This window comes from Salinicola socius, from assembly GCF_001937195.1.
Lineage (GTDB): Bacteria > Pseudomonadota > Gammaproteobacteria > Pseudomonadales > Halomonadaceae > Salinicola > Salinicola socius.
On the sequence record NZ_MSDO01000001.1, the window covers coordinates 126458 to 143768 of the forward strand.

17 protein-coding genes are annotated in these 17311 nt (G+C 63.9%); 13 read left to right on the top strand and 4 right to left on the bottom strand.

Annotation, left to right across the window (positions count from 1 at the left end; translation table 11 throughout):
• Positions 1-89: 89 nt before the first annotated feature.
• The 4 genes from mutM to radC all read right to left on the bottom strand — a co-directional run bounded on the left by mutM (position 90) and on the right by radC (position 2669).
• Positions 90-905: a bifunctional DNA-formamidopyrimidine glycosylase/DNA-(apurinic or apyrimidinic site) lyase gene (mutM, locus tag BTW07_RS00550; protein WP_075568199.1), complete on the bottom strand. Its 816-nt coding sequence runs from the start codon at positions 903-905 to the stop codon at positions 90-92.
• Positions 906-1075: 170 nt separating this feature from the next.
• Entirely contained in the window at positions 1076-1231 is a 156-nt protein-coding gene (gene rpmG / locus BTW07_RS00555; protein ID WP_035472447.1) for a 50S ribosomal protein L33, read from the bottom strand.
• 11 nt (positions 1232-1242) lie between these two features.
• Entirely contained in the window at positions 1243-1479 is a 237-nt protein-coding gene (rpmB, locus tag BTW07_RS00560) for a 50S ribosomal protein L28 (RefSeq protein WP_075568200.1), read from the bottom strand.
• A 515-nt stretch (positions 1480-1994) separates the two neighbouring features.
• Entirely contained in the window at positions 1995-2669 is a 675-nt protein-coding gene (gene radC, locus BTW07_RS00565; RefSeq protein WP_075568408.1) for a RadC family protein, read from the bottom strand.
• A gap of 173 nt (positions 2670-2842) precedes the next feature.
• Between radC and BTW07_RS00570 the strand changes: the two genes are divergently transcribed.
• The 13 genes from BTW07_RS00570 to BTW07_RS00630 all read left to right on the top strand — a co-directional run bounded on the left by BTW07_RS00570 (position 2843) and on the right by BTW07_RS00630 (position 17291).
• Complete coding sequence (locus BTW07_RS00570) at positions 2843-3547, top strand: GntR family transcriptional regulator (protein ID WP_075568201.1); 705 nt, start codon at positions 2843-2845, stop codon at positions 3545-3547.
• A gap of 29 nt (positions 3548-3576) precedes the next feature.
• Positions 3577-4788: a D-mannonate dehydratase ManD gene (manD, locus tag BTW07_RS00575; RefSeq protein ID WP_075568202.1), complete on the top strand. Its 1212-nt coding sequence runs from the start codon at positions 3577-3579 to the stop codon at positions 4786-4788.
• Between the two features lie 102 nt (positions 4789-4890).
• Positions 4891-5913, top strand: coding sequence for a Zn-dependent oxidoreductase (locus tag BTW07_RS00580; RefSeq protein WP_075568203.1), 1023 nt, complete (start codon positions 4891-4893; stop codon positions 5911-5913).
• Between the two features lie 99 nt (positions 5914-6012).
• The gene (locus tag BTW07_RS00585) at positions 6013-6996 is read left to right on the top strand and encodes a TRAP transporter substrate-binding protein (protein WP_075568204.1); all 984 of its coding nucleotides are present in this window, start codon (positions 6013-6015) and stop codon (positions 6994-6996) included.
• 57 nt (positions 6997-7053) lie between these two features.
• Entirely contained in the window at positions 7054-7647 is a 594-nt protein-coding gene (locus BTW07_RS00590; RefSeq protein WP_075568205.1) for a TRAP transporter small permease, read from the top strand.
• On the top strand, positions 7647-8927 hold the full coding sequence (locus BTW07_RS00595) for a TRAP transporter large permease (protein WP_075568206.1): 1281 nt from the start codon (positions 7647-7649) through the stop codon (positions 8925-8927). Before BTW07_RS00590 ends, BTW07_RS00595 begins: the two co-directional genes overlap by 1 nt.
• A gap of 4 nt (positions 8928-8931) precedes the next feature.
• Positions 8932-10446, top strand: a complete 1515-nt coding sequence (locus BTW07_RS00600) for a mannitol dehydrogenase family protein (RefSeq protein WP_075568207.1) — start codon at positions 8932-8934, stop codon at positions 10444-10446.
• Between the two features lie 2 nt (positions 10447-10448).
• On the top strand, positions 10449-11624 hold the full coding sequence (uxuA, locus tag BTW07_RS00605; RefSeq protein WP_075568208.1) for a mannonate dehydratase: 1176 nt from the start codon (positions 10449-10451) through the stop codon (positions 11622-11624).
• Positions 11625-11713: 89 nt separating this feature from the next.
• A complete protein-coding gene (locus tag BTW07_RS00610) occupies positions 11714-13048 on the top strand; it encodes a lactonase family protein (RefSeq protein WP_083941367.1) in 1335 nt (444 codons plus the stop codon).
• A gap of 256 nt (positions 13049-13304) precedes the next feature.
• Positions 13305-14564 carry a bifunctional phosphopantothenoylcysteine decarboxylase/phosphopantothenate--cysteine ligase CoaBC gene (gene coaBC, locus BTW07_RS00615; RefSeq protein ID WP_075568209.1) on the top strand — a complete coding sequence of 420 codons (1260 nt, stop codon included), beginning with the start codon at positions 13305-13307 and terminating at the stop codon, positions 14562-14564.
• Between the two features lie 108 nt (positions 14565-14672).
• Positions 14673-15173, top strand: a complete 501-nt coding sequence (gene dut / locus BTW07_RS00620) for a dUTP diphosphatase (RefSeq protein ID WP_075568210.1) — start codon at positions 14673-14675, stop codon at positions 15171-15173.
• Between the two features lie 66 nt (positions 15174-15239).
• The gene (locus BTW07_RS00625) at positions 15240-15791 is read left to right on the top strand and encodes a YaeQ family protein (RefSeq protein WP_075568211.1); all 552 of its coding nucleotides are present in this window, start codon (positions 15240-15242) and stop codon (positions 15789-15791) included.
• A gap of 87 nt (positions 15792-15878) precedes the next feature.
• Complete coding sequence (locus tag BTW07_RS00630; protein ID WP_075568410.1) at positions 15879-17291, top strand: phosphomannomutase/phosphoglucomutase; 1413 nt, start codon at positions 15879-15881, stop codon at positions 17289-17291.
• Positions 17292-17311 lie beyond the last annotated feature (20 nt).

Here is a 17311-nt window from a genome sequence, read left to right on the forward strand (position 1 = left end):
GCGCATTCTAACCCGCATGCGTCCGACACCAACCCGCAGAGGCAAAATCGAATGATTCTCGGGTCTGACTCGAGCCGGGCAAACCCGACTCAGGTCTGGCAGATGGCGCAATATACCGTAGCGCGCTGACCAAGCACGATGTGGCGCAATTCCATACCGCAGTGGCGGCAAGGCTCGCCGGCACGACCGTAGACACTGAGCCGCTGGGCGAAGTACCCCGGCTCGCCGGTACCGCTGACGAAATCTCGTAGCGTGGTCCCGCCCTGGGTAATTGCCGCCGCCAGCACCGCCTTGATCGTCTCGGCAAGACGCTCGAAGCGCGCCAGCGAGACCCGCCCCGCCGCCCGACGCGGATCGATGCCGGCCATGAACAGCGCTTCCGTGGCGTAGATATTGCCCACACCCACCACCACGATGTTGTCCATGATGAAGGTCTTTACCGCAGCCCGGCGCCCCCGGGAGAGCCGATAGAGTCGCCGACCGTCGAAATCCGGCGACAGCGGCTCCGGCCCCAGACGCGAGAGCCGGGTATCCGTTTCGGCATCACCCTTCAGCCAATCGACGAAACCGAAACGACGCGGATCGTGATAGCGCAGGATATTGCCGCCCTCGAAGACGACATCGACATGGTCGTGCTTCTTTGGCGAATCCCCCAGGCGGGCAACGCGAAGACTGCCGGACATTCCCAGATGCCACAGCAAGGTCCGATCCGCCAGCGGCAGCAACAGGTATTTCGCGCGACGGGCAAGCTCGCCGAATCGCTCGCCGATCAGCGCCGACTCCAGATCGCTCGGGACCGGTACGCGCAGACTGCGTTGGCGCACGACGACCTCGACGATCTCTCGCCCCTCGACGTAAGGCGCGATACCGCGGCGAGTTGTCTCGACTTCGGGAAGTTCCGGCATGCGTCAGGTTCTCGCGACTCTTTCATCACACACGAATTCATCACAAACGAATTCACCACAAACGAATTCACCACAAACGAATTCACCACAAACGAGAAAACCCGGTCGAGGACCGGGTTTTCCGTACTGTCACTCCAGCGCTGGCATTGCAGCACCGGTGGAAAGCTAGATCACTTGATCTTGGCTTCCTTGTAGATGACGTGCTTGCGAACGACCGGATCGTACTTCTTGAATTCCAGCTTGTCCGGGGTGTTACGCTTGTTCTTTGCAGTGGTGTAGAAGTGGCCGGTACCGGCACTGGACACCAACTTGATCTTGTCACGCATGTCTCGACTCCTTAAAGGCTAGCGCCGCGCTTGCGAATGTCGCTGAGCACCGCTTCGATGCCCTTCTTGTCGATGATGCGCATGCCTTTGGAAGACAGACGCAGCTTGACGAAACGCTTCTCGGATTCGACCCAGAAACGATGCGTGTGCAGGTTCGGGACGAAACGACGACGTGTCTTGCGCTGTGAGTGCGAGACGTTATTACCAGTCACCGGACGCTTACCGGTAACCTGACAAACTTGGGACATGGAAGCCTCCGACCACTGGCGGGTTGGGTTGTTCGGTTTATCTCGGGCACTCGGTTCGGGACGCGCCCATCCATTTCGGATCCATCACGGAAATGGCTGGCATTCATTTGCCCTACTGGCTTGAGTCGATGCCTTGATTCACTGAATTCAGTGCGTTGACTCAAAGGTACCCCGATTCAAAGGGCGTACTTTATACCAGAGCCCCCCATTCTTCGCAACAAGCAACGGCAAGTCACACCGCGCGAGCAAAGCGTCGACCCGCGTGATCGACAGGCCATCTGAGGGGAGCCACCCGAGATCATGGCGCGGTATGTTACCCGAATCCGGCGCGAGTTCCCATCCGAATCTCGAATCGGTTTTCGTTCCACGACTCGCCTCTCGCTGAAGGTTTCCTGCTGCAGTCTTCTACCCTCTATGGTCATCAGCCATCTATATGTCCATGACCAGCAGCCTCAGGGCTTTTGTCGCCAAAATCCCTGCAGCCAACAGTTCCTAAAGCCAACAGTCCCTGCCCGCTATAACCAACCTCGCTCGGCGAACGAGATCACCTCGCCATCGCCGATCACGAAGTGGTCCAGCACGCGAATGTCGAAAAGCGCCAGCGCCTCGCGCAGGCGCTCGGTGATTCGCCGGTCCGCATCGCTGGGCTCGGCCACTCCGGAGGGATGGTTATGAGCGAAGATCACCGCGCCGGCGTTGCGCGCCAGCGCACGCCGGGCGACTTCCCGAGGATAGACCGAGGCGCTGTCGAGCGTGCCTTCGGACAGGATCTCGAAGCGGATCACGCGATGCTGGGTGTCCAGGAACAGCGCCGCGAACGCCTCGTGGTCGAGATGGCGCAGTTGGGCGCTCAGGAACCGACGGACCAATGTCGGAGAGGTCAATGCCGCGTCACGTTCAAGCAGGCTGCCCAGATGACGACGCGACAACTCGAGCGTCGCCTGAAGCTGCACGAACTTTGCCTCGCCGAGGCCATGTTCGGCACAGAATCGCTGACGATCCGCCTCCAGCAGTTGGCGTAGCCCGCCGAAGCTGCTCAGCAGATCGCGGGCCAGATCCACCGCCGAGCGCCCCTTGACGCCGACGCGCAGAAAGATCGCCAGCAGTTCGGCATCGGACAGTGCCGCGGCCCCCAGCGTCAACAGCTTCTCCCGCGGCCGCTCCCCCTCCGGCCAATCGCGTATTGCCATGCCCCTCCCGTTCATCTGCCGTGAGTTGTCGAGCCATTCATTCAGGACATCGGCCACTTCGGTCAAAACCTGTGATCGATTCTCCGGCATGGTGCATTTCTACCCCCAAAGTCGAATCGCCAATTTCTGCCAATTAACTACCATACTAGTCAGACAAGAACGCTGGAGCCCTTGTGACCACAACGACCCTGCATGACCTCTGGAATCTCTCGGATGCCGGCCATGTCCGCCAGCGTCTCTACGAGGTACTGCGTCACGCCATCATTCGGCTGGTGCTCTCGCCAGGGCAGGCGCTCTCCGAGAAAGAGATTGCCGACACCTTCGATGTCAGCCGCCAGCCGGTCCGCGAAGCCTTCATCCGGCTCTCCGAAGCCGGCCTGGTCGAAGTCCGCCCCCAGCGCGGCACCTTCGTGGTCAAGATTTCGCCCCAGGCGGTCTACAGCGCGCGTTTCGTCCGCGAGGCGATCGAGGTGGCGGTGGCCAAATCCGCGGCGGAGAACGGGTTGTCATCGCGCGGACTGGACGATCTGTCCGAGCTGGTCGAACGCCAGCGCAGAACGATCGACGGCGGCGACTATGACCGTTTCTACGTGCTGGACGAGGAGTTTCACCAGACCCTGTCTCGGGAAGCCGGCCATGAATCGGCCTGGCGCTTCACCGAAGAGGTCAAGGCGCACTTCGATCGCGTGCGCTACATCAGCGTGCCCGATGGCACGCCGCTGGAGACGCTGGTCGACCAGCACGCCCGTATCGTCGAAGCGATCAAGAATCGCGACCCGGATGCCGCCGAGCGTGCCGTGCAGGCCCACCTGCGCGAACTGCTCAACTCGCTGCCGCGCCTGATCGAACGTTTCCCCGAGCTTTTCGCCAACCACTGAAGCTGCCCTTCTACCTAGCCGGAGAGTCCATGAAAATTATCGACGCCCGCGTCATCGTCACCAGCCCCGGACGCAATTTCGTCACTCTCAAGCTGATGACCGAATCCGGTATTTACGGAATCGGCGATGCCACGCTAAACGGGCGGGAGATGGCGGTCGCGGCCTATCTCGAAGAGCATGTCGTGCCGGCGTTGATCGGTCGCGATGCCAGCCGTATCGAGGACACCTGGCAGTATCTCTATCGTGGCGCCTACTGGCGTCGCGGTCCGGTCACCATGAGCGCGATCGGCGCGGTCGACATGGCGCTTTGGGACATCAAGGCCAAGGCCGCCAACATGCCGCTCTATCAGCTCCTGGGCGGCAAGAGCCGGGAGCGGGTGATGACCTACGCCCACTGCACCGGCAAGGATATCGACAGCTGTCTGGAAGAGGTCGCTCGTCACGTCGAGCTCGGCTACAAGGCGGTGCGGGTGCAGGCCGGCGTGCCGGGCATCAAGACCATCTACGGCGTCGCCAAGCGTGAGGGCGAGCGCTACGAGCCGGCCGATGCCGAACTTCCCGCCGAACACGTCTGGAGTACCGAGAAGTATCTCAACCACGTGCCCCAGCTGTTCGCCGCCGTGCGCGAGCGTTTCGGCCATGACCTGCACCTGCTGCATGACGTCCATCACCGGCTGACACCGATCGAGGCGGCACGTCTCGGCAAGGCGGTCGAGCCTTACCACCTGTTCTGGCTCGAGGACTGCGTGCCGGCCGAGAATCAGGAGAGCCTGCGCCTGATCCGCGAACACACCACCACGCCGCTGGCGATCGGCGAGGTGTTCAACTCGATCCACGACTGTCGAGAGATGATCCAGAACCAGTGGATCGACTACATCCGCACCCCGCTGACCCACGGCGGCGGTATCACGCATCTGCGCCGGATCGCCGACCTCGCCTCGCTCTACCACGTGCGCACCGGCTTCCATGGGCCGACGGATCTGTCCCCGGTCTGTCTCGGTGCCGCGGTCCATTTCGATACCTGGGTGCCCAACTTCGGCATACAGGAACATATGCCCCACGACGCGCTGACCGACTCGGTCTTTCCTCACGATTATCGATTCGAGGATGGCCATTTCCTGGTCGGCGAATCGCCGGGGCACGGCGTCGACATCGACGAGGAAGCCGCCGCCCGCTACCCGTTCAAGCGCGCCAGCCTGCCGGTCAACCGGCTCGAGGACGGCACGCTGTGGCACTGGTGAAGGTGGCACGGGCAAATGTGGGGCCGGCGCATGTAGCGCTGGCGAATGCGGGACCGGTCAGCCACCGATACGGCGATTGCGACACAGTCAGGAGAGTCATCGATGCAAGCCTTTGAAGTCAGCGCCCCTCATGTATTTGCCGTCGGCGATCAGCCTGCACCGGCCGCAGCACCGGGTGAAGTCGTCGTCGACGTCGCGTTCGCCGGCATCTGCGGCTCGGACATGCACATCATTCATGGCGACAACGCCTTCGTGCAGTTTCCCCGCATAACAGGTCACGAGTTCGCCGGCGTGATCAGCGCGGTCGGCGAAGGTGTCGATGCCGCCCGCGTCGGCGAGCGCGTCTGCATCGATCCGGTGGTCAACTGCGGCCAGTGCTATCCGTGCCGTATCGGCCGGCCCAACGTCTGCAGCGCCATGCAGGTGATCGGCGTTCACAGAAACGGCGGTTTTGCCGAACGGGTCAACGTGCCGGCGGCCAACGCCCACCGAATTCCCGACGCGCTCGATCTGGATGCCGCCGCGCTGGTCGAGCCCTATTCGATCGCCGCCAACGTCTTGTCGAGGATGGAGCCGCATCCGGGCGATCGCCTGCTGGTGATCGGTGCCGGCGTGATCGGCCTGACCGTGCTGCAGATGGCTCGCGCCCTCGGTATCGAAGAGGTGATCGTCACCGACATCCTCGACGAACGGCTGACGACGGCACGTGAACTGGGCGCCAGCCAAGTGATCAACGGTCGCACGGACGATCTCGAGCAGGCCGTGCTGGCCGCCACCGACGGCGAGGGCATCCCGCTGATCGCCGATGCCGCCTGCATACCGGCGATGCTGCCGGCCATGCTGCGGATGGCCTGTCCCGCCGGTCGCATCGGCCTGCTCGGTTTCAGCCCCACGCCCAGCGACCTGATTCAGCTGGAAGTGATCAAGAAGGAGCTGACGCTGGTCGGCTCGCGTCTGAACAATCGCAAATTCCCGGAGGTGATCGCGCACATCGCCGCCGGTCGTCTCGACCCCAAGGCGCTGATCAGCCATCGCGTCGCGCTGACCGAGATGCCCGGTGCCATCGATCTGCTTGAGAACCACCCGGAACAGGCGCGCAAGGTGCTGGTGAAAATCTCGCCTTGAACGCCCTATCGAACCCGCTCTGAGGCCGGAAAAAGATCCGGAAGTGCGAGCTCGGACAACAACACCGACGCGTATCCCACGCGACAGGAGACTCACGCCATGTTGACGACGACAACCCTCAAACATCTGCTGGCCGGTGCGGCCCTCGGTGCCACCCTGCTGGGCAGCCAGGCGGTCATGGCCGCGGACTACACGCTGAAATTCGGCCATCTGGCCAATGAGCAGAATATCTGGAACAAGGCCGCGCTGAAGTTCAAGGCGCTGGTGGAAGCCAATTCCGATGGCCGCATCGAAGTCCAGGTGTTCCCCAACGAGCAGCTCGGCAGCGAGATGGATGTGATCAACAGCATCCAGTTGGGGACCGCCGACATGACCATCACCGGCGAGAGCCTGCAGAACTGGGCGCCCGCCGCGGCGATGATGGCCGTACCCTATCTGTTTCGCGATGCGGACCACATGCGCAAGGCCGTGGAAGGCGAGGTCGGTGATCAGATCGAACAGCAGATCACCGAGCGCACCGGGCTGGTGCCGATCGCCTGGTTCGAGCGTGGTCCGCGCGAGCTGACCTCGAACCGCCCGATCAAGACGCCGGACGATCTCGACGGACTGCGGATCCGGGTGCCCAACGTGCCGCTGTTCGTCGATACCTGGCAAGCGCTCGGCGCTCGGCCGACCCCGATGGCCTTCAGCGAAGTCTTCACCTCGCTGCAGCAGAACACCATCGAAGCGCAGGAAAACCCGCTCAGCCTGATCGAGAGCGCCAGCTTCAACGAAGTCCAGCAGTACGTCGACATGACCGATCACGTCCGCAGCTGGATCTACGTGGTGATCGGCAAGCAGAAGCTCGAATCGATGCCGGACGATCTGCAGAACGTGGTACGCGACGCGGCCAGCGAGATGCAGTCCTACGAGGAAGGGTTGTTCGTGGATGACCAGAAGCGCCTCGAACAGGCACTCAAGGACAAGGGCATGAAGTTCGTCGACGTCGATCAGGAAGCGTTCGCCAAGAAAGCGCGTCCGGCGGTACTCGACGCGCTCGACGACGATCAGCGCAAGCTCTACGACGAAATTCAGGGTCTCTGACAATCGCACGCCGGGGGCACGACGCTCCCGGCCCCATTCCCCCGTTCGGAGATCGCCATGTCGGAACAAGAAACGGACACTCAGCCGCAGGATATTCAGGAGAGCCTGGAGATCCTGAACCGTGTTCCGCGCCTGGGCGGCCCCATCGGCCGTCTGGCTAACGGGCTGGATCGCCTTCTGCTATGGCTGGCCGTGATCGCGCTGGTCGGGCTGTCGCTGACGGTATTGCTGCAGGTCGCTTCGCGACTGTTTCTACCCATCACGCTGTCGTGGACCGAGGAACTCACCCGCTATCTCTTCATCTACATGGTGGCGCTGGGAGCCGGCGTGGTGCAGCACCGCAACCGCCACGTCAACGTCGAACTGTTTCACGGCTGGCTTGGGTTTCGCGGTCGTGCCGCTTATCTCACGCTGATCTCGGCAATCACTCTCGTGTTCACGGTCATGGTGCTGCCCAATGCCTGGCAGTTCGCCCAGATCGGGGCGTTTCAGACATCACCGACCCTGCGTATCCCGATGCTCTACATCTTTCTCTCTTCGGTAGTGCTGTTCGGGGCGCTGTTGTTGTACAGCCTGATCGGTCTCGCCGAGGGCATCATCGCCATCGCTCGTGGCGAACGCATCGACACCGCTCGCCAGGAGGCGCTCTGATGGAAATCGCCGTTCTCTTCATCACTTTTCTGGCACTGCTGCTGATCGGTCTGCCGATCGCCTTCTGCCTCGGTGTCTCGTCAGTGGCCTACCTGATGCTCGGCGGCATCTCGCTGACCATCGTGCCGCAGCGCATGTTTTCCGGGATCGACTCCTTCGTGCTGCTGTGCATCCCCGGTTTCGTGATGGCCGGCAACCTGATGAACGTGGGCAATATCACTCAGCATATCGTGCGCTTCTCCAATGCCCTGGTCGGCCACATCCGCGGCGGCCTGGGCCTAGCCAACGTCGGCGGTTCGATGATCTTCAGCGGCATTTCCGGCACCGCGGTGGCGGATGCCGCCAGCATCGGCTCGGTGATGATCCCGGGCATGGCCAAGGCCGGCTACGACAAGCCGTTCGCCGCCGCCGTGACCGCCGCCTCCTCGACGATCGGCCCGATCATTCCACCCAGCGTGCCGATGATCATCGTCGGCTCGCTTTCGGGCATTTCCGTGGGTCGCATGTTTCTGGCCGGCGCCGTGCCCGGGTTACTGCTGGGCATAGCGATGATGATCACCGCCTACTGGCTGGCGGTGCGGCGTGGCTATCCCAAGGAGAAACGCGCCACCTTCAAGGAGTTGATCAAGGAGGGCCGCAGCGCGTTCTGGGCGCTGCTGATGACCTTCATCATCCTCTACGGCATCATCGGCGGCCTGTTCACGCCGACCGAGGCCTCGATCGTCGCCAGCCTCTACGCGCTGCTGGTGGGCACCTTCGTCTACAAGGGGATCAACTGGCGCAACCTGGGCGGCATTCTGTCGGACACCGTGATCACCTCCGCCTCGCTGATGCTGCTGGTCGGGCTGGCCAATCTGTTCGGCTGGATTCTGACCAGCCAGCAGATTCCGCAGATGCTCGCCGATGCGATTCTCGGCATCAGCACCAATCCGATCGTGGTCATTCTGATCCTCAATCTGATCCTGCTGTTCGTCGGTGCCTTCATGGAGACCATCGCTGCGCTGATCATCCTGTTCCCGGCGCTGCTGGGCGTGGCCACCGGCATCGGCATGGATCCGATCCACTTCGGCGTGATGGCGGTACTCAACCTGATGATCGGCCTGACCACGCCACCAGTGGGTGTCTGTCTGTTCGTGGTATCGAGCATCGGCAAGCTGCCCATGCTGCGCGTGGCAAAAGCCATCGTACCGTTTCTGATCTGTAACCTGATCGTGCTGATGTTGGTATCGTTCGTCCCGGCGCTGTCGCTGTGGCTGCCGAATCTACTGATGGGGAAATAGCGCCATGGCCGCAGCCGACATCCATATCGAGCGCGAGCCGAGCCGACGAACGTCGAGCGGGATCGGTATCGTTCATCTGGGCCTGGGCGCGTTCCATCGCGCCCATCAGGCGGTCTACGTTCAGCGTTGCCTGAATCGCCTCGTCGACGACCGCGGGCTCGATGACCAAAGACGGACAGACTGGGGCATCTGCAGCGCCAACATCCGTTCCAACCGCACCCTGGTCGAGCAACTGCGCCAAGGCGACTGCCGCTACCACGTCGCCGAATACAGCGACAGCGAGCATGTCACGCTGCGGGACGTCACCGCCATCAGTGAAGCGCTCTACGCGGGGCCGGATGGGCCCGACCGGGAGGCGCTGCTGGCGCGGATGAGCGATTCCGCTGTCCGCATCGTCATGCTCACGGTGACCGAGAAGGGCTATTTTCTGAGTCCGAGCAGCGGCGAACTGCTGACCGATGCCGCGCCGATCGTCCATGACATCGCAAATCCCGAATCGCCGGAGACCGCGCCGGGCATGCTGGTGGAGGCGCTGGCGCGACGCCGAGCGGCCCGGGTCGCACCGTTCACCGTGCTGTGTTGCGACAACATGCCCCACAACGGCCAGCGCACGCGGCGCGCGGTGGTCTCGCTGGCCCGTCTTCACGATGAGGCGCTGGCCGACTGGATCGAAGCCAGCGTCGCCTTCCCCTCGAGCATGGTCGACCGCATCGTACCGGCGATGACCGATGCCGATCGCCAGCGTCTGGCGGCGCTGGGGGTCGACGATCCCGCCGCCGTGGTCTGCGAAACCTTCAGCCAGTGGGTGGTCGAGGATGATTTCCCGCTGGGCCGGCCGGACTGGGAAGCCGACGGCGTCGAGATGGTCGAGGACGTGGCCCCGTTCGAAACCATGAAGCTGCGCCTGCTCAACGGCGCCCACTCGCTGCTCGCCTATCTTGGCACGCTGGCCGGCATCGAAACGGTGGATGCCGCCGTTGCGCGCCCCGCTTTTCGTGAGTTGCTTCGGCACTATTGGCATCAGGAAGCGATCCCGACGCTGTCGCTGCCGACCGGTACCGATGCCGGCGCCTATACCGACAGCCTGCTGGCGCGCTTCGGCAACGACAGCCTGCGCCACCGGCTGCAGCAGATCGCCATGGACGGTTCGCAGAAGATTCCCCAGCGCTGGCTGGCCGGCGGTGTCGAGCGGTCGATCGACGGCGCCGACATCAGCGTAACCGCGCTGGGCGTCGCCGGATGGATTCGCTACACCGCGGGCACCGATCTCCGCGGCCAGCCGCATCCGGTCGACGATCCCTTGGCCGAGACGTTCGCCGCGCTGCATCGCCGTCACCCGGACGATCCGGTGGCGCTGGTCGCGGCCTTCCTCGCGCTCGATGCCGTTTTCCCAGCGGCGCTGCGCGACGATGCGCCTTTTCACACTCGCGTCGTGGACGCGCTGACGATCATCGAACGCGACGGCATCGAAGCGGCCATCGCCGCAATGTCCTACAAGAACTCAGACGGGAAAGCCTGATCATGGAACATACCTGGCGCTGGTTCGGCCCTGCCGATCCCATCACCCTCGGCGAGATTCGCCAGGCCGGCGCAACCGGCATCGTCACGGCCCTGCACGAGATTCCCAACGGCGAGGTCTGGCCGGTCGCCGCCATTGCCGAGCGTAAGCGCCTGATCGAAGCCGCCGACCTGACCTGGTCCGTGGTGGAAAGCGTGCCGGTACACGAAGCGATCAAGCAGGGGCTGCCGGAAGCCAAGCGTTATATCGACAACTATTGCCAGACGCTGATCCATCTCGGCGAGTGCGGTATCGACGTGGTCTGCTACAACTTCATGCCGATTCTCGACTGGACTCGCACCGATCTGGCCTGGCCACTACCTAATGGCGGCACCGCGCTGCGCTTCGACCAGACGGCATTCGCCGCCTTCGATCTGTTTCTGCTTCAGCGTGAAGGGGCAGCAACCGACTACAGCGAGACCGAGCGGGAAGCGGCCAGCGCTTATCTGGAGACACTCGACACGACAGCGCGAACGCAGTTGATCGATACCGTCATCGCCGGGCTGCCCGGCACCGAAGAACACTACACGCTCAAAGATTTCCGTCAGGCGCTCGACGCCTACCGCGAGATCGATGCCGAACGGCTGCGCGCCAATCTGGCCACGTTTCTGCGCGCGATCGTACCAACTGCCGAAGCCGCCGGCATCCGCCTCGCGATTCACCCGGACGACCCGCCCCGCGAGCTGCTCGGACTGCCTCGCGTGGTCTCGACTGCCGACGACGCCCAGGCGATTCTGGCGTGCGCCCCCAGCCCCGCCAACGGCCTGACCTTCTGCACCGGTTCCTACGGCGTTCGTGAAGACAACGATCTCGTCGCCATGGCCAGGCGGTTCGGGCCGCGGATCCACTTCGTGCACCTGCGCGCCACCCGGCGCGAAGCCGATCCGCTCAGCTTCCACGAGGCCGAGCACCTGGACGGCGACGTCGACATGGTGGGCGTGATCGGCGAGCTGGTTCGGGAACAGCGCCGCCGCCAGCGGGAAGGCGGCCATCGCCTGCCGATGCGCCCCGATCACGGTCACCACCTGCTCGACGACCTGAAGCGCGACAGCCGCCCCGGCTACCCGCTGATCGGTCGACTCAAGGGGCTTGCCGAGCTGCGGGGGGTGGAGACGGCGGTGCAGCACTGGATCCCGTAGCGCCGTCTCGGCAACACGCCGAGGCGAGTGCTACCCAACTTGCGGCCGATGCCAATAGCGCCCGACCGCTAGCCCCTGGAGTCATCGAGATGACAGTCAAAGAGCAACAACAACGGCCCTCTAGTGTTTCCTCAGCCACCGCAGGCCTCTCCCGACGCACTTTCCTGCAGGCGGTGGGCGTCGGCGCGGCCTGGGCGGTCAGCGCACCGGGCGCCTTTGCCCAGAACAGCGCGTCGCAGGCCGACCCGATCGCACCGGCCGCATCACGCTATCTGTACGTCGGCACCTATTCGGCGCCGAACACGGCTCCCGGTGGTGTCGCCCCGAGCCGCGCCGAAGGCCTCTACGTCTACCAACTAAATCACGCTACCGGCGATCTGAGCCACGTCCAGACGATCACCGCTGACAACCCGTCGTTTCTCGCCGTGGCGCCGTCGCAGCGCTATCTCTACTGCGTCAACGAACTCGGCGCAGACGCCACCGGCGAGCCGCTGGGTCGGGTCAGCGCCTACTCGATCGCCCCCGACACCGGCAAGCTGACGCTGATCAACGCCCGCTCGACCCGCGGTACCTGGCCCTGCCACTGCGCCGTTCACCCCTCGGGCGGGCACCTGCTCGCGGCCAATTACGGCACCGGCACCTTCGTCGTCTTCCCGCTGGGCGAGGATGGCCGAATCGAGCCGATGAGCGACCTGTTCCAGGCGCCGGGCAATGGCGGCGGGCCCGACCCGGTACGCCAGGAGGGGCCGCACGCCCATATGATGCTCGCCAACCCCGGCGCCCAGCACGTCTTCGGGGTGGACCTGGGCGGCGATACGTTGCTGGCGTGGCAGCTCGACCCGGCGACGGGCAAGCTGGCACCCGGCCCGGTTCCGCGGGCCAACGTGCCTTCCGGCAGCGGCTGTCGCCACCTGGCGTTCCACCCCGACGAGCGCCGGGCCTACGTCATCAACGAGCTCTCTTCGACCATCGACGTGTTCGACTTCGAGCCCCGCCGGGGTGCCTTCATCTGGCGCCAGTCGATCTCCACGCTGCCCCAGGGCACTCCCTTCACCCGGCCCGCCTTCAATCCAGACAATCCGGGCGAGGTGCCGACAGGGACGAACACCACCGCCGAAATCCGGGTTCATCCCAGCGGACGCTGGGTCTATGCCACCAATCGCGGGATGGACAGCATCGCCATGTTCGAAGTCGACCCGAACTCGGGGCGTCTGGCCCCCATGGGCTGGGTCCAGAGCCGGGGGCAGATCCCCCGGGGCATGAACATCGAACCGTCCGGCCGCTGGCTCTACGTGGGCAATCAGAACTCGGACACCATCGCGGTGTTCCGCATCGGCGCGGACGACGGCCAGCTCGAAGGCCCGATCAAGCTGATCGACAGTCCGGTGCCGGTGGATTTCGCCTTCGGCCCCGCGGTGCGCTAAGGCAGCGGTGGCAGCGGCTCAGTTGGCGTCCGCGCATGGCGAGGGACGCCGACTGGGCTATGGTGGAACCACACCTCACCTCTCGGGAGCCATCATGAACCGACCGCGTTCGTTCGATTCGCGCAGGCGCCTGGTCAGCAACGCCGAGTGATCGCCACGAGCGGCCGCTGCACCGGCGGCCGCCACTTTTACCTCACCATTACGCAACCCGCGACCGCAGTGGTATGGTAACGACCGAACCATCAGGACAGATTCCATGTCGCTACCGATTGGTCCGGGATTGACCGGAAACCGCATCCTGCTCGGCATCAGCGCCGGCATCGCCGCCTACAAGAGCGCGCATCTCGCTCGTCTGCTGAAAAAGACGGGCTTTGATGTGCGCGTGGTGATGACCGAGGGCGCACAGGCGTTCATCACGCCGCTGACGTTGCAGGCGCTCACCGGCGAACCCGTGCGGACGTCACTGCTCGACCCGGAAGCCGAGGCCGGCATGGGCCATATCGAATTGGCGAAATGGGCGGATATCGTCCTGATCGCGCCGGCCACCGCCGACCTGATGGCGCGACTGGCCCACGGTCATGCCGATGATCTGCTGACGACGCTGTGCCTGGCGACCGAAGCCAGATGCCTGATGGCACCCGCCATGAACCAGGCGATGTGGCGTCATCCGGCGACGCTGGCCAATGCCGATCGACTGGTTGAGCTGGGCTGGTCCCTGCTGGGGCCGGACGCCGGCGACCAGGCCTGTGGCGACGTCGGTCTTGGCCGAATGCTGGAGCCGGAAACCCTTCTCGCCCAGCTGCTGAGCGAGGTCGGACAATCCGGCGGAGAGTCGGTCAGAATGATGCCCGTGCATCAGGATCTGGCCGGCAAGCGCGTGGTGATCACTGCCGGACCGACTCGCGAGGCACTGGATCCGGTGCGTTATCTCTCCAACCACAGCTCCGGCAAGATGGGATACGCACTCGCTGCCGCCTGCGTCGAGCGCGGCGCCAGCGTCAGCCTGGTGAGCGGCCCCGTCACATTGCCGATCCCCCCCGGGGTCAATCGAATCGACGTGACCTCGGCGACGGAGATGCTGGCCGCCGTCGAATCCCAACTGCCCTGCGATCTGTTCATCGGCTGCGCCGCCGTGGCGGACTATCGCGCCGCGGCCGTCAGCGAGCACAAACTCAAGAAGACGGACGCCGACAGCGGCCTGACCCTCGAGCTGGTGCGCAATCCGGATATCGTCGCCACGATCGCGGCGCGACCGGACCGCCCGTTCACGGTTGGATTCGCTGCCGAGACGCAGTCGCTGGAGACTCACGCCGGTAGCAAGCTCGAACGCAAGCGGCTGGATCTGATCGTCGCCAACGACGTCTCTCGCGAGGGCGTCGGTTTCGGAAGTGATGACAACGCCGTCACACTGCTGTGGAAAACGCACGACCAGATACGTCATCTCGAGCTTCCGCTTCAATCCAAGGCGGCTCTGGCCGGCGCCATCGTCGATCATATCGCTGACCGCCTAACCTGACAGGGTGTCGATCGGTTCGCCTCCAGCGGTGGTAAACTATCGCTGTTTTATCAGGTCGTTTTTCGCATCAAACGCTTTCCCCTCATGCGCTTTCAGGAATGATTTTTCATGTCACTCAGCCATTCTTCCACCGCGCCATCTGCGGCAGCGACGGTCAGACCCAGGCTCTCGGTCAAGATTCTCGACGAGCGTGTGCACGACTATCCGTTGCCGCACTACGCAACCACCGGCAGCGCCGGCATGGATCTGCGCGCGCTGCTCGACGAGGCGCTGACCCTGACGCCCGGTGACAGCGCCCTGGTACGCACCGGCCTTGCCATCCATATCGGCGATCCCGCCCTGGCAGGTGTGGTCCTGCCGCGCTCCGGGCTCGGCCACAAGCACGGTATCGTGCTGGGCAATCTGGTCGGACTGATCGACTCCGACTATCAGGGCGAGCTGATGATCTCGGTGTGGAACCGCGGCCGCGACACGTTCATGCTCGAGCCCGGCGAGCGGCTGGCACAGTACGTGCTGGTGCCGGTGGTCCAGGCCGAACTCGAGATCGTCGAGGAGTTCGTCGCCACCGACCGAGCGGATGGCGGTTTCGGTCACTCGGGTCGTCGATGAACGGCCGCCGATGATCCCTGCCGACCACGGCAGCAGTCAGCTGTTCTCTCATTGAAGGAATCCAGCGTGGCGCTAAGCGCAACTATCTATAAAGCGAAACTCAATGTCAGCGACCTGGACCGTCACTACTACGGCGATCACGCGCTGACCGTGGCCTGCCATCCCTCCGAGACGGCCACTCGGCTGATGGTGCGTCTGCTGGCGTTCATCGCCAACGCGCACGCCACCAGCGCGGATAACGATCTCGCGATGACGCGCGGACTGAGCAGCGACGACGAGCCGGATCTGTGGCTCAAGGCATCGGACGGCCGCATTCTTTCGTGGATAGAACTGGGCGAGCCGTCGCTGAAGCGAATCAAGCAGGGGCTCTCCCGGGCCGAGCGCGTGCTGATCTACCCCTACGCGCCCCGCAGCGCGGTGCAGTGGTGGAAGAAACTCGAGAACGACATTCGCGCACTGCCGCGGGTCGAGGTCTGGAATCTGCCGACCGAGCCGCTGGCCGCCTTGACTGCCCTCGTCGATCGCAACTTGAGTCTTGGCGCCACGCTGATGGAAGGCCAGTGGCTGATCACCGATGGTCACGCTTCGGTGGAACTCGAGTTCGAGCGCTGGGCGTGAACACGGATCGCCGTAGTGAACGACGGATATGGTGGATGATAGACGTGGTAAACGATGGCCGTGACGAACGAAGGCAAGGAAACGACGATGAATGACCAGTCCGGCGCCAACGTGCCCGCTTCGATCTTTCGCGCCTACGATATCCGCGGCGTCGTCGACGAGACGTTGACCGAGGAAACGGTGGAGTGGATCGGCCGTGCGGTAGGCAGCGAAGCCGCCGCCCGCGGCCAGCAGCGCGTGATCGTCGCTCGCGATGGCCGCCATTCCGGCCCCCGGCTGCAGGCGGCGCTGATTCGCGGCTTGAGGGCTTCCGGCCGCGACGTGATCGATATCGGTCGGGTACCAACGCCGGTGCTCTATTTTGCCACCGCCACCCTCGACGAGAGTCGCAGTGGCGTGATGGTGACCGGCAGCCACAATCCGCCGGATTACAACGGTTTCAAGATCGTGCTCGATGGTGTGGCGATTTCGGGCGAGGCGATTACCGGCCTGTTCGAGCGCATCCGCCAAGGCGAGCTCGCCGATGGCGACGGTACGCTCACACGGGTCGATGTCAGCGAAGCCTATCTCCAGCGCATCCTGGGTGATGTCTCTCTCGACCGGAGCCAGCGCGAGCGACCGCTCAAGGCGGTGGTGGACTGCGGCAACGGTGTCGCCGGTGAGCTCGGCCCCAGGCTCATCGAGGCACTGGGCGTCGAGACGATCCCGCTGTTCGCCGAAATCGACGGCGACTTTCCCAACCACCATCCCGACCCGGGCAATCCCGACAATCTGGTCGACCTGATCGCCAGGGTCAAGGAGAGCGGTGCGGATATCGGGCTGGCCTTCGATGGCGATGGCGATCGCCTCGGCGTGGTCACGCCGGCAGGCGAGATGATCTATCCGGACCGGCTGCTGATGGCCTTCGCGGTGGATCTGCTGGCGCGCGATCCCGGCGCCCGCATCGTGTTCGACATCAAGTGCACCGGCAACCTGGCTCAGATCATCGAGCAGGCCGGCGGCGAGCCGGAAATGTGGCGCACCGGTCACTCGCTGATCAAGGCGCGCATGAAGGAGACCGGCGCCCAGCTTGGCGGCGAGATGAGTGGCCACATCTTCATCAAAGAACGCTGGTACGGCTTCGATGACGGGCTCTATGCCGCCGCCCGGCTGCTGGAGATTCTCTCGCGCCAACCGCATGACGCCGATCGTTTTTTCAGTGCTTTCCCGCAGGATATCTGCACCCCGGAGCTGAACGCGGCGGTCACCGACGAGGAGAAGTTCGCGATCATCGAACGACTGGCCGAGACCGGTGACTTCGGTCAGGATGGCATCAAGACGACGCTGGACGGCATTCGCGTCGACTATCCCGATGGCTGGGGGCTGTGTCGCGCCTCCAATACCACGCCGATGCTGGTTTTGCGTTTTGAAGGCAAGGATCAGGCTGCGCTGGCCCGCATCCAGCGCCAGTTCGGCGCCGCACTGCTGTCGGTGGCACCGAACGTCGAATTGCCGTTCTGAGGTCGCAGAAGACGAGCCTT